Consider the following 23,157-nt stretch of genomic DNA (forward strand, 5'->3'; position numbering starts at 1 on the left):
CTGTCATTTCGGGAAGATGGTTTCCCAGATCGTGGAGATTGACCATGCGGATGATGCATCCGCAAGAAGCTTCGTCGCCATTGCCAGACAGGAAAGAACCAAAAGCGGGCGGATGATCTTCGCGCCGTTTTTCATCGCGAAACGCGATCCGATCTGCGCGCCGACGAACTGGCCGATGCCCATGGCGATGCCAAGCTTCCAGAGAACCGCGCCTCCAGCCGCAAAAACAACAAAGCCGCCGAAATTCGAACCCAGGTTCAGAAGCTTGGTATGGGCGGTTGCCTTCAGCATGCCGAAGCCGGCAAGCCCCACGAAGGCAAGCATGTAGAAGGAACCCGCGCCGGGGCCGAAAACGCCATCATAGAAACCCACGAGCGGTGCGGCGGTGAGGCCGAACACGAAAGGCGTGATGCGGCGATGGCTGTCGATATCGCTGAGCTGCGGCTTGAAGGCGAAATAGAGGGCAATCGCGATCAGCAGGAAGGGCATGATGGTACGCAGGAGGTCTGACGGCACGAAGGCGGCGGTGAAAGCACCGAGCCCGCCGCCGATCATCGCCATGATCGCCATCGGCAATTGTTCCCTCAGATTGACATGGCCGCGGCGGGCATAGGCAATGGTGGCCGACGCCGAGCCGAACTGCGATTGCAGCTTGTTGGTGCCGAGCGTATCGAGCGGCGGAATTCCCATGATCAGCATGGCCGGGATAGTGATGAGACCGCCGCCGCCGGCGATGGAATCGATAAATCCGGCAAAAATGGCGACGCAGAAAAGAACGAGGAAAACGTTGAGGGCGATGTCTTGCACTTGGCATGTCCAGGCGGGCTTAAGGGAGAGGGCCTCTTCTTTCACCGAAAAGATCGCCACGCAATATTTTTCTCTCCGATCCGAGACGGGCAGGGGGATTGCGGTGTTGCCGCTTATGGTTATGTTTCCGTGGCGCACCGCCAGACGCGGCGATGGCGAGACATCAGGATGAGGGCATTATGCATAAAGTGATATTCGATACGGACCCCGGTGTAGATGATGCCATGGCGCTTCTTTTTCTGCACAGTCACCCCGATATCGATCTGATCGGCGTCACCACCGTCTTCGGCAACGCGCCCATCGATATCACCACTCGCAATGCGCTCTTCCTGAAACGGGAATGGCAGATGACGGCGCCGGTAGCGAAAGGTGCGGGCGTGACCTTCGATCCGGCCCGCAAGGAAGGCCACTGGCCGACTTTCATCCATGGCGAAAACGGTCTCGGCGATATCGATATTCCAGAGACCATCGATCTGCCGCTCGATCCGCGTCCCGCGCATCGCTTTATTATCGAGACGGTCAAGGCCAATCCCGGCGAGGTGACGCTGATCGCTGTTGGTCGCATGACCAATCTGGCCTTGGCGCTGCGTGAAGAGCCGGATTTTGCGGCATTGGTGAAGCAGGTGATCGTCATGGGCGGCGCCTTCGATATCAACGGCAATGTGTCGCCGGCGGCCGAGGCCAATATTCACGGTGATCCGGAAGCGGCCGATCTCGTCTTCACCGCGCCCTGGCGCGTGGTCGTCGTCGGCCTGGACGTGACGACGAAAACGGTGATGACGAGCGCCTTCATGGCCGAGATGGCAGAGGCGGGCGGCAAGCCGGTGCGGCTGCTTTCCGATCTGTCGCAATTCTACATCGATTTCTACAAGACACGCACCGGCGATGGCATGGTGGTGCATGACAGCTGCGCCTGCGTTTACCTTGTCGCGCCCGAACTGTTCGAGACCCGCAGCGGCCCTGTACGCGTCGTCTGCGGCGGGCTTGCCGATGGCCAGACCATTCAGAAGCCGGATGGCCGCGCCTTTCCGCCGGGCGACTGGGACGGGCATCCGAGCCAGCTCATCTGCACCGATATCAAGCCGGAGCGGGTGCTTTCCGTCATCCGCGCGGCAATTGTGAAGGGCGAGCGTGACTGAACGGCCGGAATGGCCGTTCTTGACCATGGTCTGCCTTGCAATTTCCAAGAATCTGGCGTTATGCAGGTTTCCTGATTACATTGCGCAATTCGCCTTGCCTGTGGTCTGAAAAGGCCGCGCCGGAGCCACAAGGCGGATGATCGCGATGCCGCGTGGACCGAGAAAACCGCTGTAGGTTTTCTTGTGCTTTGCGGTACAATGAATAGCGCCCGCCGGATCGGTTCGTGTCGGCGGCGTTTAACAACAAGAACGAACTTCGTTATGGGCCGGCAGAACCGGTCCATTTCCATGAGGAAAGTGATGGAAGAGTTTCATAAGGTCCGGCGTCTGCCGCAATACGTCTTCGAACAGGTCAACCGTTTGAAAGCGAGCGCGCGAGCGGCCGGGGCCGATATCATCGATCTCGGCATGGGCAATCCCGACCTTCCGACCCCCAAGGCGATCGTCGACAAGCTGTGCGAAGTCGTTCAGGACCCTCGCACCCATCGCTATTCCTCGTCCAAGGGCATTCCCGGCCTTCGCCGCGCGCAGGCTGGTTATTATGCCCGCCGGTTCGGCGTGAAGCTGAACCCCGATACGCAGGTCGTCGCGACCCTTGGTTCCAAGGAAGGTTTCGCCAATATGGCGCAGGCCATAACCGCGCCTGGTGACGTGATCCTGTGTCCGAACCCCACCTATCCGATCCACGCTTTCGGATTCCTGATGGCGGGCGGCGTTATCCGTTCCATGAATGTGGAGCCGGACGAGAGCTTCTTCGGGCCTCTGGAGCGGGCGGTGCGCCACTCCATTCCGAAACCGCTGGCGCTGATCGTCAACTATCCGTCGAACCCGACGGCGCACGTTGCCTCGCTCGATTTCTACAAGGACGTGATCGCATTTGCGAAGAAACACGAAATCATCGTGCTTTCCGACCTTGCCTATTCGGAAATCTATTTCGACGACAACAATCCGCCGCCTTCGGTTCTCGAAGTTCCCGGTGCAATCGACGTTGCGGTGGAATTCACCTCCATGTCGAAGACCTTCTCCATGCCGGGCTGGCGCATGGGCTTTGCCGTTGGCAACGAGCGGCTGATCGCGGCGCTGACCCGCGTGAAGTCCTATCTCGATTACGGTGCCTTCACGCCGATCCAGGTTGCGGCGACGCACGCGCTGAACGGCGACGGCTCCGACATCGCGGAGGTACGCAGCGTTTATCGGCGCCGTCGCGACGTCATGGTCGATACGTTCGGCAAGGCGGGCTTCGAAGTTCCGCCGCCGGCGGCAACGATGTTCGCCTGGGCGAAGATCCCGGAAAAGTTCCGCCATCTGGGCAGCCTGGAGTTTTCCAAGCTTCTGGTCGAGAAGGCAGACATTGCCGTTGCTCCCGGCATCGGCTTCGGCGAAATGGGCGATGATTACGTCCGCCTCGCGCTCGTTGAAAACGAGCATCGAATTCGTCAGGCAGCGCGCAATCTGAAGCGTTTCCTGTCGAGTGCTGACGAAACGATGCACAATGTCGTTTCGCTCAATGCCCACAGATAAGGGCAACCGAAGGCGGCCGGGCCCCGGCCGTCACCATCACCAGCAAATCAGGAACATACCCATGGCAGATTCATTGAGAATCGGCATAGCGGGGCTCGGCACTGTCGGCGCTTCGCTCGTGCGCATCCTCCAGCAGAGAAGCAACGAACTTGCGATTACCTGCGGACGCGCGATTGAGATTATTGCAGTGAGCGCGCGCGACCGTTCGCGTGACCGCGGCATCGATCTCAAGGGTATTACCTGGTTCGATACGCCGGAGCAGCTTGCCAACGAAGCCGATATCGACGTGTTGGTGGAACTGGTCGGCGGTGCTTCCGGCCAGGCGGAAAAAGCTGTGCGCGCAGCACTTTCGCGCGGTCTCCATGTGGTGACAGCCAACAAGGCGCTGCTCGCCAAGCACGGCGTCGAGCTGGCCACGATTGCCGAAGACAAGGGTGCGCTTCTCAATTTCGAAGCGGCTGTGGCCGGCGGTATTCCCGTCATCAAGGCGCTGCGTGAATCTCTCACCGGCAACAACGTGTCGCGCATCTACGGTATCATGAACGGCACCTGCAACTACATCCTGACCAAGATGGAGAAGGAAGGGCTGTCGTTCGAGGTCTGTTTGAAAGAAGCGCAGCGGCTGGGTTATGCCGAAGCCGATCCGGCCTTCGATATCGAGGGTAACGACACCGCCCACAAGCTCGCCATTCTGACGACGCTTGCCTTCGGCAACAAGATTTCGGCCGACGACATCTATCTCGAAGGCATCACCAACATCTCCAGCGAGGACATTCAGGCGGCCGCCGAGCTCGGTTATCGCATCAAGCTTCTCGGCGTTGCGCAGGTGACCGAATCCGGTATCGAGCAGCGGGTGCATCCGACCATGGTGCCGCTCGATTCCGTTATTGCGCAGGTTGATGGCGTCACCAATGCGGTGGCGATCGAGTCCGATATTCTTGGCGAGCTTCTGATGGTTGGCCCAGGTGCGGGCGGCAATGCCACGGCCTCTGCCGTGCTCGGTGACATCGCCGATATCGCCAAGAGCCGTCCCGGTGCCCAGCAGGTTCCGGTGCTCGGCCGTCCGGCGAAGTCGCTGACCGATTATCGTCGCGCCAAGATGAAGAGCCATGAAGGCGGCTATTTTATCCGGCTGACGGTGAAGGACCAGGCGGGCGTCTTCGCCTCCATCGCTACCCGCATGGCGGATAACAACATCTCGCTGGAATCCATTGTGCAGCGCCAGCGCGTGCATGTGGAAGGCGCGCCGCAGACGATTATCCTCGTGACCCACGCGACGATGGAAGATGCGATCCGCAAGGCCGTCAAGGCGATCAAGAACGAGAAATATCTGGTTAGCGAACCCCAGGTCATCCGCATCGAGCGGACCTGAGACGCTTTACAATTTTTCTGAATTTGAGGGCCGCGCCACCATATGGAGGCGCGGTCTTTTTTCTCCCGAAACCCGTTTTGGTGACCACCGGATAAGCCGCCATAAAATTTGAGGGGATCGCCTCAGAACCGCTGGAAAACAACGCGATTCGGCTCTATGGTTAATCATGTTACCAAGCGAGGGAGGCGTGGCTGTGACATCGATTATCCTTTTCAAGGACAGTAAGCGCGAAAGCGTTCTGGCCGCCCATCATCGGGCGAGGCCTCACAATGCCAACGACAATATTCGAGGCATGGAATTCGATATTGCCGAATATGAGCGCAACTGGTGTTCACTTGCGGTGTTTTCCCTGTTGCTGCTGGTCGGCGCGGTATCGATCGTCAGCCCGTTTTTCTCGATTTTCTCGGTGTGAAACCTCATACGGGCGTTTTTGCTTGAAAAAGGCGCCATCGCCATTTAGCCCGTTGTCATGACAAGGCGCGGATACGCATTCGCATGACAGGACGATGGACAGGATGGCAATGATGGAGCCGGCCGATACCGTGGTCCGCGCATTTCTAAGCGTGGAGCGGTCGGCGACAGAGCAACGTTGGGTTTCGCGGCTGGATCAGGCCGCACAGAACCGTGCGCTGGCCATGTCCCAGATCCATGCCATTCCCGAACTGATTGCCCGGGTGCTGGCCGGGCGAGGGGTGGGGGTGGATGAGGCTCTCGCTTTCCTCGATCCGACCATTCGCTCATTGATGCCCGACCCGCATGTGCTGACAGATTGCGAAAAGGCTGCCGAAAGGCTGGTCCGCGCCATCGAGACCGGTGAGAAGGTGGCGATCTTCGGCGATTATGACGTTGATGGCGCCGCGTCTTCCGCGCTGATGTATCGGTTTCTCGCGCATTTCGGGCTGACGCCGGAAATCTATATTCCAGATCGTATTTTCGAGGGTTATGGGCCGAACCCGGCGGCGATGCAGCAGCTTGCCGCCAATGGCGCGACCCTGATCGTGACGGTCGATTGCGGCTCCACCAGCCATGAATCGCTGAATGCCGCAAAGGATGCGGGAACAGATGTGGTGGTGATCGATCACCACCAGGTCGGTTCGGAACTGCCGCCGGCGGTGGCGCTGGTTAATCCCAACCGCGAAGACGATCTTTCGGGGCAGGGGCATCTCTGCGCCGCAGGCGTGGTGTTTCTGGTTCTGGTCGCCACCCTCAGGCTATTGAAGGACAGGCGCAACAGACAGGCGTTCACGATCGATCTGCTGGCGCTGCTGGATATAGTCGCACTCGCAACCGTATGCGACGTGGTGCCCTTGAAGGGGCTGAACCGCGCCTATGTGGTAAAGGGGTTGATTGCCGCGCGCCATATGAACAACGCCGGGCTGGCGGCGCTGTTCAGGAAGGCGGGGTTGGGTGGGCCGGTGACACCGTATCATTTAGGTTTCCTGATCGGGCCACGCATCAATGCCGGTGGCCGTATTGGCGATGCCGCACTGGGTAGCCGTCTGCTTACACTCGACGACTCGTCACAGGCGGACGTGATTGCCGAAAAGCTGGATGAGCTGAACCGCGAGCGACAGGCGATGGAAGCCGTGATGCTGGCGGAAGCCGAAGCGGAAGCGCTTTATGAATATGGGGACGGGTCTGGCGCTGGCGTCATCGTTACCGCACGGGAAAACTGGCATCCTGGCATCGTTGGCCTGCTTGCCTCACGCCTCAAGGACCGTTTCCGCCGCCCGGCCTTTGCCATCGCTTTCGATCCCTCTGGCAAGGGTACGGGCTCCGGCCGCTCGATCAATGGTTTCGATATGGGCAAAATGGTCCGCGCCGCTGTGGATGCCGGCCTGCTGGTCAAGGGTGGCGGTCACGCCATGGCCGCGGGCCTGACGGTGGAACGCGCCAATCTCGGCAAACTCCGGACCTTCTTCGAAGAGGCTGCCGCAAAGACGGTGAGCGAGCTGGTGGAAAGTAGCGTGCTGAAGATCGACGGCGCAATCGGCGCGTCTGGCGCGACCCTGCAGCTTGTCGATCAGCTGGAACAGGCTGGTCCTTATGGCTCCGGCCATTCTCAGCCCATTTTTGCCGTGCCTGCCCACCGGCTGCGCGATGTGCGTCTGGTCGGCACCTCCCACGTCAAGATCACGCTGGAGGCCATGGATGGTTCACGGCTGGACGGCATCGCATTCCGCGCCGCAGAGGCCCCTCTGGGGCAGATGCTGCTGAATGCGCGTGGCAGGTCCATCCACGTGGCAGGCACCGTGGGTGCCGATCTCTGGCAGGGCCAGAGGCGTGTGCAGCTGCGTGTTCTGGACGCGGCTTTCGCGCCCTGACAGTCGGCACAGATCGAGACTTGATTTAACGGGAAAAGCTGAAGGAAGGCCTGAAACGGCATGCATCCTCTATCTCACACATCACGTGAATATTTGAACGCATAATACTGATTTTCAAGGAGAAGCAAGTGGCACGCCCTAGGGGAGTCGAACCCCTCTTTTCAGAATGAAAATCTGACGTCCTAACCGATAGACGAAGGGCGCGTGCGCTTGTGGTGTGGCGCCCTTATAGTCAGGCTCCCGTTGCTCCGCAAGCGGAAAAATTGATTTTTTCCGCTTCGTGACGAGTTTTTTTATGGAGGCCGGACCGGCTGTGGAAAACTGCGCCGGGACTGGCCAAGGCCTTGAAATTTCGCCGCTATCACGGCGCGCCGGCAATGCCTTCATGACTCGTGGAAGGCCTCGGGTGTGGTTCTCCAACCCTTAGCTGACATCTGCTGCCCGCCAGAAAGAACCGACACTGTGATTTGGCTGGAAGGGGAAAGGCAAGCCGGTCGATTTGCCCGCTGGCGATTCATCCGGCTTGCCTTCCATCGGGGGGACAGCACTCTAACGTATCGCCCGGGAATCGGTTCCGGCGCATCGATCACGCGTGACGAATCCGCTGTCTGCGAAGCTGCTTTATATTTTCGAAAGGGGAAACACGAATGCAAGTGGCACGCCCTAGGGGAGTCGAACCCCTCTTTTCAGAATGAAAATCTGACGTCCTAACCGATAGACGAAGGGCGCGTGCGCTTGTGGTGTGGCGCCCTTATAGTCAGGCTCCCCGTGGTCCGCAAGCGGAAAAATGCATGATTTGACAAAAAAATGACATTGGCTGTCAGAACCCCTGGAAAACAAGGATTTCCGTTTCGTAACAAATGGTTAAACCGAGGTCGGCTTGGCAGTTTCAGTGCTTCTCGCGGATGAAGAACGATGTTAAACGACGATTTGCAGGGGCCGGTGATTCACTCAACGGGGCTTCTGGTGCGAAAGAAGCCATCAAAATGAATGGCGAACCTTGCCAAACATTCCGGCGTCACCCTTGGGGTTTTCCCGAGATCTGCAACCGCTCGATTTTGTTGACTTAGATCCTTAGGACAAGCCAATGGATGAGGTCGAGCGTGGAGAGGCTGTCGTCAAATGAAAACGGGGCCGAAATCGCCCCGTTCCATGATGTTAGCTGATTGCAGCGTTTCAGTGCAGGATCTGGCTGAGGAACAGCCTCGTGCGCTCGTGCTGGGGATTGTCGAAGAATTCGGCAGGCGAATTCTGTTCGACGATCTGGCCCTGGTCCATGAAGATGACGCGGTTTGCGACCTGGCGGGCAAAGCCCATTTCGTGGGTCACGCACAGCATCGTCATGCCGTCTTCGGCGAGGCTGACCATGGTATCAAGCACTTCCTTGACCATTTCCGGGTCAAGCGCCGAGGTCGGCTCGTCAAACAGCATGATCTTCGGCTTCATGCACAGCGAGCGGGCGATTGCCACGCGCTGCTGCTGACCGCCGGAGAGCTGGCCAGGGTATTTATGCGCCTGTTCGGGGATCTTGACGCGCTTCAGATAGTGCATCGCCACTTCTTCGGCTTCCTTTTTGGGCATCTTGCGAACCCAGATCGGCGCCAGTGTGCAGTTCTCAAGGATTGTCAGGTGAGGGAAGAGGTTGAAGTGCTGGAACACCATGCCGACTTCACGACGCACCTCATCGATCTTCTTCAGATCGTTGGTGAGTTCGATACCGTCGACGTTGATCGTGCCCGACTGATGTTCTTCCAGCCGGTTGATGCAGCGGATCATGGTCGATTTGCCCGATCCCGAAGGGCCGGCGATGACGATACGCTCGCCCTTCATCACCTTCAGGTTGATGTCGCGCAGGACGTGGAAGTCGCCATACCACTTGTTCATGCCGACGAGTTCGATTGCCACGTCCGTTGTCGAAACGGCCAGTTTTTTTGTTTGGGTTTCTGCCATTTTGAGCGTCCCTTATCGTTTATGCCCGGTGTCGAGGTGCCGTTCCATGAACAGCGAATAACGCGACATGCCGAAGCAGAATATCCAGAATATGAACCCGGCGAAAATATAGCCCGTCATTGCCGTAACGGGTGTCGCCCAGTTCGCATCCGATTGGTTGAGTGTGACAATGCCAAGCAGGTCGAACATGCCGATGATCGAGACCAGCGACGTGTCCTTGAAAAGACCGATGAAGGTGTTGACGATGCCCGGAATGACGAGCTTCAGCGCCTGCGGCAGCACGATCAGCCGGGTTTTCTGCCAATAGTTCAGGCCGAGCGAGTCTGCCCCTTCATATTGCCCCTTCGGGATGGCCTGCAAGCCGCCACGGATCACCTCCGCCATATAGGCGGACGAGAAGAGCGACACGCCGACCAGAGCGCGCAGGAACTTGTCGAAGGTCCAGCCGTCGGGAAGGAACAGCGGCAGCATGATGCTGGCGAAGAACAGGACGGTGATCAGAGGAATACCTCTGATAACTTCGATGAAAAGCACGCACAGCATTTTTATTACCGGCAGGTTCGACCGGCGGCCAAGCGCCAGAAGAATGCCGAAGGGCAGGGACACTGCAATTCCGAAGAAAGACAGGATCAGGGTGACCATCAGGCCGCCCCAGAGCTGCGTTTCCACCACCGGCAGGCCGAAGACGCCGCCGATGAGGAGGAAAAACGCAATGACTGGCAGGATGATGAAAAGCGCCAGCGCATTGAGCCGCTTGAACGGCGCTTTCGGAATGAGCATTGGCACCAGGAGGATGGTGAACATGACCATCACAAGGATAGGACGCCAGCGTTCATCGATCGGGTAACGGCCGAACATGATCTGGCCGAACTTCGCCGAAACGAAGGCCCAGCATGCGCCGGACTGGCCATCGGCCAGCGCACCGCCCTGGGAGGCGGTGAGGCAGGCGATGCGATCCGTACCGGTCCATACCGCGTCTACGAACAGCCACTTGAAGATTGGTGGCAAAAGATAGGCGAGGAACGCGATGGCAAGAACCGTAAGGACGGTGTCCTTCGGCGTGGCGAAAAGTTTAGTGCGCAGCCAATGGCTGATACCGACCGCGCTTGAAGGCGCGGGTTTGGCTTCTTCAATGGTGTGGCGCACGAACGCGTGATTGCTGATCGTCATCTATTATCTCTCCACCAGGGCCATTTTCGCGTTCAACCAGTTCATGACCACGGCCGTGAGAATGGACAGCGAGAGATAGAGAACGAGCCAGATAGCGACAACTTCGACCGCCTGTCCCGTCTGGTTCAGGATCGTGCCGCCAACGGAGACGATGTCGGCGAAACCGACCGCGACCGCAAGCGATGAGTTCTTGGTCAGGTTGAGATACTGGCTTGTCAGCGGCGGGATGATGATGCGCATCGCCTGAGGAACGACGATCAGACGTGTCGTCGTGCTGGCGCGAAGACCCAATGCCTCCGCTGCCTCGGTCTGCCCTTTTGCCACGGCCTTGATGCCGCCGCGAACGATCTCGGCGATAAAGGAAGCAGTGTAGAAGGAGAGCGCCAGAAACAGCGACATGAATTCAGGTGCGACGACCGAACCGCCCGCAAGGTTGAACCGCCCGGCAATCGGGTAATCGAATGTCAGGGGTGAGCCAAGCGCGAGGAATGTCGCAGCCGGAAGGCCGATGATGAGAAGTGTTGCGGTGATGCCGGTGCGGAACTGCTCACCGGTTCTTTCCTGCCTGGCCTTCGCCCAGCGATAAATGAAGACGCTGATGACGATGGCGACCACGAAAGCGAGCGGTATCAGCCACGTCCCTTCGCCCCAGAGAGGCTTTGGAAAGAAGAAGCCGCGATTGTTGAGGTAGGTTCCAAGTGGAAGCTGCAGCGAATCGCGGGCCTGCGGCAGAACGGAGATGACGCCCTTGTACCAGAAGAAGATGACGAGCAGGGGCGGGATGTTGCGGAAGATTTCCACATAGGCCTGCGCCAGCTTCGAGATTAGCCAGTTGTTGGACAGCCGGGCGATACCGACGATGAAACCGATGATCGACGCGGCGATGATGCCGAAAAATGCGACCTGAATTGTGTTGAGAATACCAACGAGCAATGCCCGGCCATAGGTCGCATCGCTGGTGTAAGCGATCAGCGACTGGCCGATATCGAAGCCGGCTCTTCCATTGAGGAAGCCGAAGCCGGACGAAATGTTTGACCGTTGAAGATTTGTGATCGTATTCGTCACGATGATCCAGACGAAGGCGGTCAGGATGACGACTGTCAGAACCTGATAAAAAATTCCGCGTATGCGTGGATCGTAAATGAGTGACGACGCGCTTTGCGCGCGCGATCGTTGCGAACTGACCGCGTTGCCTGCCATAGGCACCTTTCCCTTTTATATGCTCTTTGCGAGCTTATTCTATAATTTCAAGTGGAGGCCGGGCATTGCCCAGCCTCCCTTCAGTCCTTAGCCAACGATAGTGCCGATCAACGAACCGGCGGTGCGTATTGCAGGCCGCCCTTGGTCCAAAGCGCGTTCTGGCCACGCTCGATCTTCAGCGGCGAGCCGGCGCCAACGTTACGGTCGAAGACTTCGCCGTAGTTGCCGACCTTCTTGACGATGTTGTAGGCCCAGTCGTTCGTCACGCCGAGATCGGTACCGATCTTGGTGCCTTCTTCAGTGCCAAGCAGACGCTTGATATCAGGGTTGGCGCTGTTCTTCTGCTCGTCGACGTTTTTCGACGTGATGCCCAGCTCTTCGGCGTTGACCATTGCGTAGTGAACCCACGTCACGATGTCGAACCACTGGTCGTCGCCCTGGCGAACGGCCGGTCCAAGCGGCTCCTTGGAGATCACTTCAGGCAGAACGATGTTGTCGTCGGGGTTCTTCAGCTTGAGACGGATAGCGTACAGACCGGACTGGTCGGTGGTGTAAACGTCGCAACGGCCGGAATCATAAGCCGAAGTCGCATCGGATTCCTTTTCGAAAACAACCGGGTTGTACTGCAGGTTGTTGGTCTTGAAGTAGTCGGCAAGGTTGAGCTCGGTGGTCGTGCCGGTCTGAACGCAGACAGCGGCGCCGGAAAGCTCAAGCGCGGACTTCACGTTGAGGCCCTTCTTGGCGATGAAGCCCTGGCCGTCATAATAGTTGACGGTACGGAAGTTGAAGCCGAGCGATGTGTCGCGGCTGATCGTCCAGGTGGTGTTACGGGTCAGAACGTCGACCTCGCCAGACTGGAGAGCCGGAAAACGGTCCTTGCTCGAAAGAGCGACAAATTTAGCCTTTGTAGGATCGCCGAAAACCGCAGTGGCAATACCGCGGCAATAGTCCACGTCGATGCCGGACCATTCGCCCTTGTCATCGGGATTGGAAAATCCCGGAATGCCAGCGCTCACGCCGCAGGTGACGAAACCTTTCGACTTCACGTCCTGAAGCGTCGCAGCCGAAGCGACCGAGGCTCCTCCCAAAACTGCTGCGCCGATAACGGCCGACAGAATTGCCTTTTTCATTTTTCCCAACCTTTGTTTGTTATCGTCAATCGGAAGAGGACCGGCATATTGTTTTTGCCCCAGCTCCCCCCTTCAGCAGATCTTTTCGATCCGCTTTTTCTATCACAATCGTAATTGGCAGCGGGGTCAAGACATGCCGACAATAATTGTGCCTATAAAACGGAATTTTCCAAATTTTGGTCGGGAAGTGTGCAAAGGGTGAAAATATAAGCATATTTTTGCGGAAAAATACACTTGCACGAATTTTGTATACTTCTTGTATGCTGTTGCTGGGTGGATCAATCCTCCCATCTACGAATGTTCTGCGGGACTTGACCTTGCCTCCGGCTCTCCGCATTGTCGCTCGCGTCAATATCCCTTCGAAAGCTGATCTGAAATGACCAAGACCAATGACCTGCTTTCCACCGCAGGTATGAATACGCGCCTGACCCATGGCGGCAACGATCCCGCCGACTGTTTCGGTTTCGTCAATCCGCCCATCGTGCGCGGTTCTACCGTGCTTTTCCCCGATGCCGAGACGCTTTCGACCGAAAACCAGAAATACACCTATGGCACCCACGGCACGCCGACGACCGATGCGCTATGCAATCTCGTCAACGAGCTGGAGGGTTCTTTCGGAACCATTCTCGTGCCATCGGGCCTTGCGGCGATCACCGTGCCGTTCCTCGCCTATCTTGGCGCTGGCGATCATGCGCTGATCGTCGATTCGGTTTATTTTCCCACACGCCGCTTCTGCAACACGATGCTGAAGAAGCTTGGTGTGGAGGTGGAGTATTACGACCCGGCGATCGGGGCGGGTATCGAAGCGCTGATCCGCCCGAATACCAAGCTGGTGCATCTCGAAGCTCCGGGTTCCAATACCTTCGAGATTCAGGACGTTCGGCTGATCACCGAGATCGCCCACAGGCACGATTGCGTCGTGACGATGGACAATACCTGGGCGACACCGCTTTATTTCAAGCCACTCGATTTCGGTGTCGATGTTTCCATCCATGCCGCCACCAAATATCCGTCAGGTCATTCCGATGTCCTGATGGGCTTCATTTCCGCCAATGAAAAGCACTGGAAGACGCTTTATCAGGCGAACACCAATCTTGGCATCTGCGTGACGCCTGATGACGCCTATCAGATACTGCGCGGCATGCGCTCCATGGGCATTCGGCTTGCGCACCACCAGAAAAGCGCCCTCGACATCGCCACCTGGCTGGAAAGCCGCGACGACGTCGTGAGCGTTCTGCATCCGGCCCTGCCGAGCTTTGCCGGGCATGAACTCTGGAAGCGCGATTTCAAGGGCGCGAGCGGCGTATTTTCCTTCGTGCTGAAGGCCGAAGAGGGCAAATACAAGCAGACTGCGGCGGCATTCCTGAATGCGCTGACCTTCTTCGGGCTCGGCTATTCCTGGGGTGGATACGAATCGCTTGCCGTGTCGGTGTCGCTTGTCGATAGGACGATTGCCAGAGGCCCGTCGGAAGGTCCGGTCATCCGTCTGCAGATAGGGCTTGAAGATATCGCCGACCTCAAGAAGGATCTCGAGGCCGGGTTTGCGGCGGCAGCCGCGGTTTAACCTCAGCCTTTGGCGCGGTAGCCGTATAGCCAGTCGAAGTCCTTCAGGAAGGCTTCCCTCGGACGTGTCGAGAAGACGAAGTCCCGGGCAAGCCGAACCGGGCCTGTGGCGTGATAGGCGAAACGATTGAGAGAGGCCCGCTTGCGGGCCTTTTCTATGCGCGGCAGACGCAGGGCTTCGAAGGCGGCAAGGGCCTGTGGTACGGTCAGGGATGTTCCGGTCAATGTGCCCGCCAGTTCAAAAGCATCCTCGATGGCCATCGCCGCCCCCTGTGCGGCAAAGGGCATCATCGCGTGGGCAGCGTCGCCGATCAGCACCGTATCGCGACCATTGTGCCAGCGTCCGGGACCGGCCTGATAAAGCGGCCAGAAGGTCGGATTTTCCGACGATGCCAGCAGCCGAACGATATCCGGGCTCCAGCCGCGAAACTGCGCGAGCAGCATGGCTTTCTGTTGGCCGCTCGATTCCGCCCGCCATGTTGCGCCGGGATCGGCGCCGAGTGCGATGGCGACGATGTTGAAGCCGCCGACTTCCTTGAGCGGGTAGGCGACGATATGGCCACCCGAACCGAGATAGGCGGTGACGGCGCTTTTGTTGATGGCTGACGGCACATCTTTTGCCACGACCGTGAAGCGCCAGGCAATATTGCCGGAGAAGGTGGCAGTGGGGGCGGAGGGGACAGCGAAACGGGCCGCGGACCAGACACCGTCTGCGCCGACGATCAGGTCGTGATCGCGGAACGTGGTTGCAGCGATGACGTCTGTCGTCGCGTTTTCGATACGTTTGCCAAGATGCAGGCGGCAGAGCGGATTGCGCGTTACCGCATTGAGAAGCGCGTTTTGCAACGTCGAGCGATGCAGCACGCCATAAGGTGCGCCCCAGCGTGTGCGGGCCGTCGCACCCACGGGTAAGGAAAGCAACGTGGCAAGCGATTTGCCATCGGCCAGATCGACACTGACCGGCTCGGTCCAACGCGCCTCTATCTCAGCCATCACGCCGAGTTCGGCAAGGATGCGGGCGGCATTGGGCGATACTTGCAGGCCCGCACCGACTTCCGTCAGTTCGCCGGCTTGTTCAACGATGTCAGAGCTGATGCCCTGGCGGGCAAAAGAAAGCGCTGCGGTGAGACCGGCGATGCCGGCACCGACGATGGCTACGGATTTGATGGGCATGTCGCGCCCCGATCAGGAAAGGTGGAAGGTCAGGCGGCCTTCACATGGAAGACGCAGCCTGGAGGATTGGTCTGCTCGGCCTTCAGCGACGGATTGTAGCGGTAAAGGGTGGAGCAATAGGAACAGACCTTCTCGTTGTCGTCGCCCATGTCGATGAAGATGTGGGGATGATCGAAAGGCACCGAAGCGCCGGTGCACATGAATTCCTTGACGCCGATCTCGATCACGCTGTGTCCGCCATCGTTCTGGAAGTGGGGAATGGAATGCCCGGCCATGTTCGTCTCCAAATGCAATATCGTGGTTAAGCCGCAGGTCGTCATCGAGCATGGGCTTATTGCTGCGGATATGTAGCCTCAAACGCATTGCATCTCCATAAAAATCGTCAGGAAAACATGTTCAAAATTGCGATTTCCTGCCATATGGTCCGGCAAAAAGGATGTCCTTGATGAATCTCAACATGCCGCAATTTTCCGATTTTTCCCATGACGGCCTTCGCCTTGCCTATTTCGATGAGGGTGATCCGGCGGGCGATCCGGTTCTGTTGATTCACGGCTTTGCCTCCAGCGCCAACGTCAACTGGGTGCATCCAGGCTGGCTGAAAACGCTTGGTGACGCCGGTTACCGGGTGATTGCCATCGACAATCGCGGCCATGGCGCAAGCGACAAGCCGCATGATCCGCAAGCCTATTATCCGCCCGTCATGGCCGGCGACGCGGTGGCGCTGCTTAATCATCTCGGCATCGCGGAGGCTCATGTGATGGGCTATTCCATGGGCGCACGCATTTCGGCCTTTCTGGCGATGGCACATCCGGAGCGTGTCCGCTCACTGGTTTTCGGCGGACTTGGCATCGGCATGGTGGAAGGTGTGGGCGACTGGGATCCGATCGCCGAAGCGCTGCTAGCGCCCTCGCTCGATGTCGTCACGCATGAGCGCGGCCGTATGTTCCGCGCCTTTGCCGACCAGACGAAAAGCGACCGGCTGGCACTCGCCGCCTGTATCGAGACGTCGCGTGTCCTCGTCAGCCGCGAACAGGCCGCAAAGATCGATGCCCCGACGCTGATCGCGGTCGGAACCAATGACGATATCGCCGGATCGGGTGCCGAACTTGCGGCGATCATGCCGCATGCGCGCGCTATCGACATTCCCGGCCGTGACCACATGCTGGCCGTTGGCGACCGGGTGTTCAAGGCGGCGGTTCTGGAATTTTACCGCAGCCTTTGATGGGTGGCGGCAAGAAACGGTTTTTCATGCTGCATGAAGAAAAACTGAAGCCTTGCCGCCTTTAAAGTCGTCATTCGAATCCCATTTCTTATGCACGTCTTTTTCTGTATAAAGAACGACTACTGCAAACGAGGAGACCATTCATGGTCGCACGTACCGAGGCCCGTCAGCCGGAACAGCTGGCGATCGTCGATCCGATCTGGGGCAGCCTGCTGCATGAAGCGCGAAGCGCCGTGGCGCAGGACCCGCTGCTTTCGGCTTTCCTTTATTCGACAATCCTCAATCACCGGTCTCTGGAAGAATGCGTGATTTATCGCATCTGTGAACTCCTCGATCATCCCGATATGCAGGCCGTTCTTCTGCGCCAGACCTTTCAGGACATGCTGGATGACTGGCCCGAATGGGGCAGCGTGCTGCGCGTCGATATCCAGGCGGTTTACGATCGCGATCCGGCCTGCACGCGCTTCATGGAGCCGCTCCTTTATTTCAAGGGGTTTCAGGCCATCCAGACGCATCGCCTTGCCCATTGGCTGCTGCAAAAGGGCCGCAGGGATCTGGCGCTTTATCTGCAAAGCCGCTCGTCCAGCATTTTCCAGACGGATATCAATCCGGCAGCACGCATCGGCAAGGGCATCTTCCTCGATCATGCCACCGGGCTTGTGGTCGGCGAGACGGCCGTTATCGGCGACAACGTTTCCATCCTGCATGGCGTGACGCTTGGCGGCACCGGCAAGGAGGGGGCGGACCGTCATCCGAAGATCGCCAATGGCGTGATGATCGGAGCGGGCGCGAAAATCCTCGGTAATATCGAGATCGGCAGTTGCTCGCGCATCGCCGCCGGTTCTGTGGTGCTGAAGCCGGTCCCGCCGAAGACCACCGTTGCCGGTGTGCCGGCGCGGGTGGTGGGAGAGGCAGGGTGTTCCGAACCCTCGCGCCTGATGGATCAGGTCATCGGAGCCGATATCTGACGGGTCCGATATTTCCTCAATCGTCCGTGTGGAAGGCTCCGCGTGAAAGACATGGCCTGTGAAAGACATTGGCGATGTGCCGCTTTCACTTTACTTTCGCCTTTGTCCCATGCCAAAAGCGGCGCAACCCGAACCGCACAGGAGAATAGTGGTGAAAGCCGACGAAATCAAAAAACTCGACGCCTATTTCAAGCGCACCTTCAATGAAAAGATGGTTGTGAAGGCGCGTCCCCGTAAGGACGATTCCGCCGAAGTGTATCTTGGCGAAGAGTTCCTTGGCGTTGTCTACATCGATGACGAGGACGGCGACCGCTCGTACAACTTCTCCATGGCAATCCTCGACGTCGATCTCTGATCGTCACTGCCCGGTGACGGGTGTTTTCCCGGATTAATAGTCGCCCGCGGTGGTTCACGCCGCGGGCGATTTGTTTTTGCGGTCGGTGATACGCATCATCAAGCGGCTTTGCGGCCGCAACGTCACCCTCATCAGTGGCTCCGCCGGACTTGCCGATCTGTTTTCGAGATGGACGTTCTGCAACAGCACCGCCAGGATCGACACGGCCTCCATCATCGCAAATGCATTGCCGATGCAGACACGCGGACCTGCACCGAAGGGCATGTAGGCGTAACGGTGACGCGCCTTGGTCTTTTCCGGCTCGAAGCGGGAAGGGTCGAAACGTTCCGGTTCGTCCCATAGCGCCGTGTGCCGGTGGACAGCGTAGATCGGCACATAAAGAACGGTTCCGGCAGGAATATCATGGTCGCCGAGCTTGAAATCCTGCAACGCCGTGCGGGTGACCACCGGGGCAGGTGGGTAAAGCCGCATCGCCTCGGAAAATACCTGTCTGGTATAGGTCAGTTGGGCGATGTGCTCGGCGGCGACGGGATTTCCACCCGTGACGGCTGCGATTTCCTCAACGACTTTCCGCTCCACGTCGCTGTGTTGCGACAGCAGATTGAACGTCCATGCCAGACCGAGCGCAGTCGTTTCGTGACCGGCGGTGATGAAGGTGAGCAGATTGTCGATGATTTCCTTGTCGCTCATCATGCGTCCCGTCTCGGGGTCCTTCGCCTGAAGTAGCATGGACACCAGATCGTTTCTCTCGACGGGGTTCTGCCGCCGGTCCGCAATCACCGTCGACAGGCTGGAGCGCAGATAACCGACAGCGGCCCGGGCCTTGCGCCGACCGGGGTGAGGGAGCCATTCCGGTGCGCCCAGCATGGCGAGCGCGAAGGTCCAGCCTGTCGGTTTCAGATAGTCGGTGATGCTTTGCTCCACGCGCCCGATATCGATCCCGTGGCCGCCGGACATCATGGTCTCAACGATGATGTCGAAGGTGGTCCGCATCATTTCATGGCCGATATCGATGTCACCGAAAGGAGATTCGCGCCAGCGTCTGCCGGTTCGCTCCGCCGCCTCGATCATGACGGGTAGCAGTTCCAGCAGTTTTTCGTGCCGGAAGGCGGCGGCAACGGATTGCCGTTGCCATTTCCAGTGATCGCCATCGGCGGTCAGAAGGCCCTGTCCGAGAGCGGGGCCAAGCGCGCGGCGCACGTCCTCACCCTTGCCGAGCAGATGAGCGTTCTTGACGAGGGCCTCATGAATAAGGACAGGATCGGCAAGATGGACGCGCATCGTACCGCCGACACGGATAAACACCGCCGGTTCGTAGAAAATCTCCGGTGGCAATGCGTTCAGCGGATTGCGGATGAGTGAGAGGGCCAAACGTGCTGTGGCGAATTTCGATACGGGTGCCGCAGCGGATGTATCCGGGAGCGGGGTGCGAAGGTCGGTTCCGGGCATGGACAGGTCCTTTATTCGCGTTGAACACTCAAATTTATTTGTTAAGGTGTGTACCTTATTTTATTCATTTAAGGTGTGCACCTTAGGTTTCAATAGCGGGGTCCGATATCAATGAAGAAAAGCGAGGCCGGACGATCGACGGGGCGTCCTTCCCCCACACGACAGAGAATAATCGCTGCCGCACTCCAACTATTTAACGAGAGGGGGCCTGATCACGTAACCACAGCCGAGATCGCAAGGGCAGTGAATATCAACGAGGGTAATCTTTATTATCATTTCCGCACCAAGGAGGCATTGGTGCTGGCGCTGTTTGCCCTGTTCGAGACCGACGCGCTGGCGGTTGTCGCAAAGATCGACGAAGAGGACGAAGTTGCCGCATCGACATATGCTGGCTTTCTGCGGCTCTGGTTTTCGCTGGTGTGGAACTACCGCTTCCTGTTTCGTGATCTTGTCGGCCTTCTTTCCTCCGCACCTGCGCTGGTGGAGCCGGTTCGCGGCATAAGCGCGGCAATGCGATTTGCCGTTGATGATATCGTCAGCCGGATGGAGAGGGCAGGGCTTGCAGAGATTCCAGAAACCGAGCGGGCGGCCCTTCTTACCAATCTATGGATCGTCTCGACCTATTGGGCGGCTTATCTCAACCTTCAGGAAGGGGTCACCGAATTCGGGCCGCAGCAACTGGACTGGGGACTTCGGCAGGTGTCCAGCCTGTTTCGACCCTATTTCTCACCATTGGCCACCTCCGAGCTGGAGGCGATGCTTGAAGTTGATCCATGATTTCACCTGATGGTGACAATGTGAATGCTGGCAAAAACGCCCGCGACAATATCTATCGCGGGCGTTTCCCATCTCGCGGGTCTTAAGCCGCCGTTATCAGGCCGACTTCAGCAGATCGCCGTGCGGATCGAGCACGAACTTGGTTGCGGCACCCTGGTCGAAGCTTTCATATCCCTGTACGGCGTCGTCGAGTGCGATGATCTTGGCGTTGACGATGTCGGCAATGGGCAGGCGGTCGTGCAGGATCGACTGCATGAGCTGGCGATTGTATTTCAGCACCGGCGTCTGGCCGGTATGGAAAGATTGTGCCTTGGCCCAACCGAGACCGAAGCGAAGCGACAGGCTACCCTGTTTTGCTGCGGCATCGACCGCACCTGGGTCTTCGGTGACGTAAAGGCCGGGAATGCCGATCGAGCCGGCGGCACGGGTGATTTCCATCATCTGGTTGAGAACGATGGCCGGCTGTTCGCCGCCCGAATGGCCACGCGCTTCGAAACCGACGGCATCGATGGCGCTATCGACCTCGTTGGTGCCGACGATCTCGGCAATCATGTCGCCCAACCGGTCACCCTTGGAAAGATCGACGGGCTCGAAGCCGACCTTGGCGGCGTGCGCAAGGCGATCCTTGTTGAAATCACCGATCATGACGACGGCGGCACCGAGAATACGGGCAGACGCGGCAGCCGCCAGACCGACCGGACCGGCGCCCGCGACATAGACCGTGGAGCCGACACCGACGCCGGCCTTGACCGCGCCATGAAAGCCGGTCGGCAGGATGTCCGAGAGCATGGTAAGGTCGCGGATCTTGGACATCGCCCTGTCGCGGTCGGGAAATTTCAGAAGGTTGAAGTCGGCATAGGGAATGGTGACGTATCTGGTCTGTCCGCCGATCCAGCCGCCCATGTCAACATAACCGTAGGCGCCGCCGGCACGGGCGGGGTTCACCGTCAGGCACACACCGGTATCCTGCGACTTGCAGCAGCGGCAGCGACCGCAGGCGACGTTGAACGGCACCGAGACGATATCGCCGATATCAAGCATCTCGACGTCGACGCCTTTTTCAATGACTTCGCCGGTGATCTCATGGCCAAGGACGAGGCCGGGCATCGCCGAGGTGCGGCCGCGCACCATATGCTGGTCCGAACCGCAGATATTCGTGGAAATAACCTTGAGAATGACACCGTGCTCGATACGGCGGCCATCCGGCGCCTCCAGCTTCGGATCATCGATGTCGCGGACCTCGACCTGGCCGGGGCGCAAATAGACGACGCCTCTGTTTTTGCTCATATCCATCTCCTCCTTGGGTTGAACACCAATACCGGCCCGCTCCTCCGCGGACAGGATATCGTCAAAACTCATGCGCGGACCCGTATGCGGCTCGCGTGGAATCTCAATCGGCGAGGGGATGGAAAGAAGAACAATCGGCGCGTCTGGACAAACGTCGCCTGCCTCTTGATCACCGCCCGCCGCAGATACCCGGCATTACGCCGGATATGTGCAGCAAACCATTTGGCGGGCGATGTGGCGGTCGGGAATACGACAACGCCTATAGCCGCAACGACACCGGCTCTCGCCAGATGTCACGGTGGCGTTATCTGTCGATCGATTTTCTCAGGCGCCCGGCGGCATCCTGAATATATTGCCAGGCGACGCGACCGGAGCGGCCGCCGCGCGTGGTCGCCCATTCCAGCGCCTCGTGATGCAGGGTTTCGCGATCAAGGCCGAGATCGAAATGTCCGGCATAGCTGTCAATCATTGTCAGATAGTCTTCCTGGCCGCATTTGTGGAAGCCGAGCCACAGGCCGAAGCGGTCCGAGAGCGAGACCTTTTCCTCAACAGCTTCCGAAGGGTTGATGGCGGTCGATTGCTCGTTCTCCATCATGTGGCGCGGCAGAAGATGACGGCGGTTGGACGTGGCATAGAACAGCACATTGTCCGGACGCCCCTCTATGCCGCCATCGAGTGCTGCCTTCAGCGACTTGTAGGCCGTGTCGTCGTGATCGAAGGAGAGGTCGTCGCAGAAGACGATGACGCGTTCGCCGGAAGCTTTCAATATATCTAGCAAGGCGGGCAGGGTGTGGATATCTTCGCGATGCACCTCGACCAGCTTCAAGGGAACGCCGCTTGCGGCGCGCACATCTTCGTGAACGGCCTTGACCAACGAGGATTTGCCCATGCCGCGTGCGCCCCAGAGCAGCACGTTGTTGGCGGGAAAACCATCAGCAAAACGCAGTGTGTTCTCGTGCAGGATATCGCGCACATGATCGACGCCGCGAATGAGTTTAAGCGCAATGCGGTTCGGACGTGAAACCGGCTGCAGAAAGGAATTGACCGGCGTCCAGACAAAGCAATCCGCCGCATTCCAGTCGTTCACGGCAGGTGCCGGGCCTGCCAACCGTTCCATGGCGACGTTAAGCCGGCGCAGTTCGGCAAGAAGCAGGGTGGCCGTCTCTTCTCGAATCATGGTGTTTCTTCCGCTTATCCGATGTTCATAACGATGTTTTCAACCCGGCCTAGCATGGCGTTTCAGGCCCATAAAGGTTAAGAGGTCCGGAATCGGTACGGCGTGGCTTCTGCATCTGTTGCATTCCCGGCGTTCCCCACTATATTCCGGCGGCTTGAAAGCTGGGGCGGCATACGAGGTCGTGCTGTAATCGTTGAGGAGTTTTATATGTTCATTAGTCAAGCTTTTGCCCAGGACACGGCGGGCGGCGCGTCTGCATTCGGTTCCGGCCTTGAGATGCTTTTCCTGTTTGCACCGCTTATGGTGGTCTGGTACTTTTTCCTCATTCGCCCGCAGCGCGCGCAGATGAAGAAGCGTCAGGAAACGTTGACCAATATTCGCCGTGGCGATCAGGTCGTTCTTGGTGGCGGCATCGTTGGCAAGGTGACCAAGGTCATCGACGACAATGAACTCGAAGTCGAAATCGCCGAAGGCGTGAAAATCCGTGCCGCTCGTGCTTACATTGCCGAAGTGCGCGTGAAGGGCGAAGTGGTCAAGACGGAAGCCGCTTCCTGATCCTGCCGGATAATTGAA

At 58.4% G+C, this 23,157-nt stretch carries 21 protein-coding genes and 2 tRNA genes; 11 read left to right on the forward strand and 12 right to left on the reverse strand.

The window, feature by feature from the left end; genetic code table 11:
* Window positions 1-3 precede the first annotated feature (3 nt).
* Window positions 4-807, reverse strand: coding sequence for a TSUP family transporter (locus ACQZ45_RS01305; protein ID WP_113291789.1), 804 nt, complete (start codon window positions 805-807; stop codon window positions 4-6).
* A 179-nt stretch (window positions 808-986) separates the two neighbouring features.
* Between ACQZ45_RS01305 and ACQZ45_RS01310 the strand changes: the two genes are divergently transcribed.
* From ACQZ45_RS01310 to recJ, 5 genes are all read left to right on the forward strand, one after another.
* Window positions 987-1,946 carry a nucleoside hydrolase gene (locus tag ACQZ45_RS01310; protein ID WP_113291743.1) on the forward strand — a complete coding sequence of 320 codons (960 nt, stop codon included), beginning with the start codon at window positions 987-989 and terminating at the stop codon, window positions 1,944-1,946.
* A gap of 300 nt (window positions 1,947-2,246) precedes the next feature.
* A complete protein-coding gene (locus ACQZ45_RS01315) occupies window positions 2,247-3,467 on the forward strand; it encodes an LL-diaminopimelate aminotransferase (RefSeq protein WP_003515379.1) in 1,221 nt (406 codons plus the stop codon).
* 61 nt (window positions 3,468-3,528) lie between these two features.
* Complete coding sequence (locus tag ACQZ45_RS01320) at window positions 3,529-4,839, forward strand: homoserine dehydrogenase (RefSeq protein ID WP_003515377.1); 1,311 nt, start codon at window positions 3,529-3,531, stop codon at window positions 4,837-4,839.
* Window positions 4,840-5,026: 187 nt separating this feature from the next.
* The gene (locus ACQZ45_RS01325; protein WP_025593517.1) at window positions 5,027-5,251 is read left to right on the forward strand and encodes a hypothetical protein; all 225 of its coding nucleotides are present in this window, start codon (window positions 5,027-5,029) and stop codon (window positions 5,249-5,251) included.
* Between the two features lie 103 nt (window positions 5,252-5,354).
* Window positions 5,355-7,163, forward strand: a complete 1,809-nt coding sequence (recJ, locus tag ACQZ45_RS01330; protein ID WP_113291742.1) for a single-stranded-DNA-specific exonuclease RecJ — start codon at window positions 5,355-5,357, stop codon at window positions 7,161-7,163.
* Between the two features lie 129 nt (window positions 7,164-7,292).
* Here recJ and ACQZ45_RS01335 read toward each other — a convergent pair.
* From ACQZ45_RS01335 to ACQZ45_RS01360, 6 genes are all read right to left on the reverse strand, one after another.
* Window positions 7,293-7,367 (reverse strand) — tRNA-Glu (locus ACQZ45_RS01335).
* A 450-nt stretch (window positions 7,368-7,817) separates the two neighbouring features.
* Window positions 7,818-7,892 (reverse strand) — tRNA-Glu (locus tag ACQZ45_RS01340).
* A 447-nt stretch (window positions 7,893-8,339) separates the two neighbouring features.
* Window positions 8,340-9,113, reverse strand: a complete 774-nt coding sequence (locus ACQZ45_RS01345) for an amino acid ABC transporter ATP-binding protein (protein WP_003515372.1) — start codon at window positions 9,111-9,113, stop codon at window positions 8,340-8,342.
* 12 nt (window positions 9,114-9,125) lie between these two features.
* Window positions 9,126-10,283, reverse strand: coding sequence for an amino acid ABC transporter permease (locus tag ACQZ45_RS01350; protein ID WP_013636194.1), 1,158 nt, complete (start codon window positions 10,281-10,283; stop codon window positions 9,126-9,128).
* Window positions 10,284-10,286: 3 nt separating this feature from the next.
* Window positions 10,287-11,483, reverse strand: coding sequence for an amino acid ABC transporter permease (locus ACQZ45_RS01355; RefSeq protein ID WP_003515368.1), 1,197 nt, complete (start codon window positions 11,481-11,483; stop codon window positions 10,287-10,289).
* 107 nt (window positions 11,484-11,590) lie between these two features.
* Window positions 11,591-12,613, reverse strand: coding sequence for an amino acid ABC transporter substrate-binding protein (locus ACQZ45_RS01360; RefSeq protein WP_003515366.1), 1,023 nt, complete (start codon window positions 12,611-12,613; stop codon window positions 11,591-11,593).
* Window positions 12,614-12,989: 376 nt separating this feature from the next.
* On the opposite strand from ACQZ45_RS01360, the gene ACQZ45_RS01365 reads away from it, so the two are divergent.
* Entirely contained in the window at window positions 12,990-14,177 is a 1,188-nt protein-coding gene (locus ACQZ45_RS01365; RefSeq protein ID WP_025593514.1) for a cystathionine beta-lyase, read from the forward strand.
* Between the two features lie 2 nt (window positions 14,178-14,179).
* Here the strand turns inward: ACQZ45_RS01365 and ACQZ45_RS01370 are convergent, their stop codons facing one another.
* Window positions 14,180-15,349, reverse strand: coding sequence for an FAD-dependent monooxygenase (locus ACQZ45_RS01370; protein WP_113291741.1), 1,170 nt, complete (start codon window positions 15,347-15,349; stop codon window positions 14,180-14,182).
* Between the two features lie 29 nt (window positions 15,350-15,378).
* The gene (locus ACQZ45_RS01375) at window positions 15,379-15,624 is read right to left on the reverse strand and encodes a zinc-finger domain-containing protein (protein ID WP_003495891.1); all 246 of its coding nucleotides are present in this window, start codon (window positions 15,622-15,624) and stop codon (window positions 15,379-15,381) included.
* 170 nt (window positions 15,625-15,794) lie between these two features.
* On the opposite strand from ACQZ45_RS01375, the gene ACQZ45_RS01380 reads away from it, so the two are divergent.
* The 3 genes from ACQZ45_RS01380 to ACQZ45_RS01390 all read left to right on the forward strand — a co-directional run bounded on the left by ACQZ45_RS01380 (window position 15,795) and on the right by ACQZ45_RS01390 (window position 17,894).
* Window positions 15,795-16,571 carry an alpha/beta fold hydrolase gene (locus ACQZ45_RS01380; RefSeq protein ID WP_025593509.1) on the forward strand — a complete coding sequence of 259 codons (777 nt, stop codon included), beginning with the start codon at window positions 15,795-15,797 and terminating at the stop codon, window positions 16,569-16,571.
* Between the two features lie 143 nt (window positions 16,572-16,714).
* Entirely contained in the window at window positions 16,715-17,539 is an 825-nt protein-coding gene (cysE, locus tag ACQZ45_RS01385; protein ID WP_003515358.1) for a serine O-acetyltransferase, read from the forward strand.
* A gap of 151 nt (window positions 17,540-17,690) precedes the next feature.
* The gene (locus ACQZ45_RS01390) at window positions 17,691-17,894 is read left to right on the forward strand and encodes a DUF3126 family protein (RefSeq protein ID WP_003515356.1); all 204 of its coding nucleotides are present in this window, start codon (window positions 17,691-17,693) and stop codon (window positions 17,892-17,894) included.
* A gap of 54 nt (window positions 17,895-17,948) precedes the next feature.
* Here the strand turns inward: ACQZ45_RS01390 and ACQZ45_RS01395 are convergent, their stop codons facing one another.
* Window positions 17,949-19,343, reverse strand: coding sequence for a cytochrome P450 (locus ACQZ45_RS01395; RefSeq protein ID WP_003515354.1), 1,395 nt, complete (start codon window positions 19,341-19,343; stop codon window positions 17,949-17,951).
* 111 nt (window positions 19,344-19,454) lie between these two features.
* On the opposite strand from ACQZ45_RS01395, the gene ACQZ45_RS01400 reads away from it, so the two are divergent.
* Window positions 19,455-20,120 (forward strand): TetR/AcrR family transcriptional regulator, encoded by a 666-nt coding sequence (locus tag ACQZ45_RS01400; RefSeq protein ID WP_113291740.1) that lies wholly within the window; start codon window positions 19,455-19,457, stop codon window positions 20,118-20,120.
* A gap of 96 nt (window positions 20,121-20,216) precedes the next feature.
* Here the strand turns inward: ACQZ45_RS01400 and fdhA are convergent, their stop codons facing one another.
* The gene (gene fdhA / locus ACQZ45_RS01405; protein ID WP_113291788.1) at window positions 20,217-21,407 is read right to left on the reverse strand and encodes a formaldehyde dehydrogenase, glutathione-independent; all 1,191 of its coding nucleotides are present in this window, start codon (window positions 21,405-21,407) and stop codon (window positions 20,217-20,219) included.
* Window positions 21,408-21,711: 304 nt separating this feature from the next.
* A complete protein-coding gene (locus tag ACQZ45_RS01410) occupies window positions 21,712-22,584 on the reverse strand; it encodes an ATP-binding protein (RefSeq protein ID WP_113291739.1) in 873 nt (290 codons plus the stop codon).
* A 207-nt stretch (window positions 22,585-22,791) separates the two neighbouring features.
* Between ACQZ45_RS01410 and yajC the strand changes: the two genes are divergently transcribed.
* The gene (gene yajC, locus ACQZ45_RS01415; RefSeq protein WP_003515350.1) at window positions 22,792-23,139 is read left to right on the forward strand and encodes a preprotein translocase subunit YajC; all 348 of its coding nucleotides are present in this window, start codon (window positions 22,792-22,794) and stop codon (window positions 23,137-23,139) included.
* The last annotated feature ends 18 nt before the right edge of the window (window positions 23,140-23,157 follow it).

Source organism: Agrobacterium sp. 16-2014-1-2a, assembly GCF_053522705.1.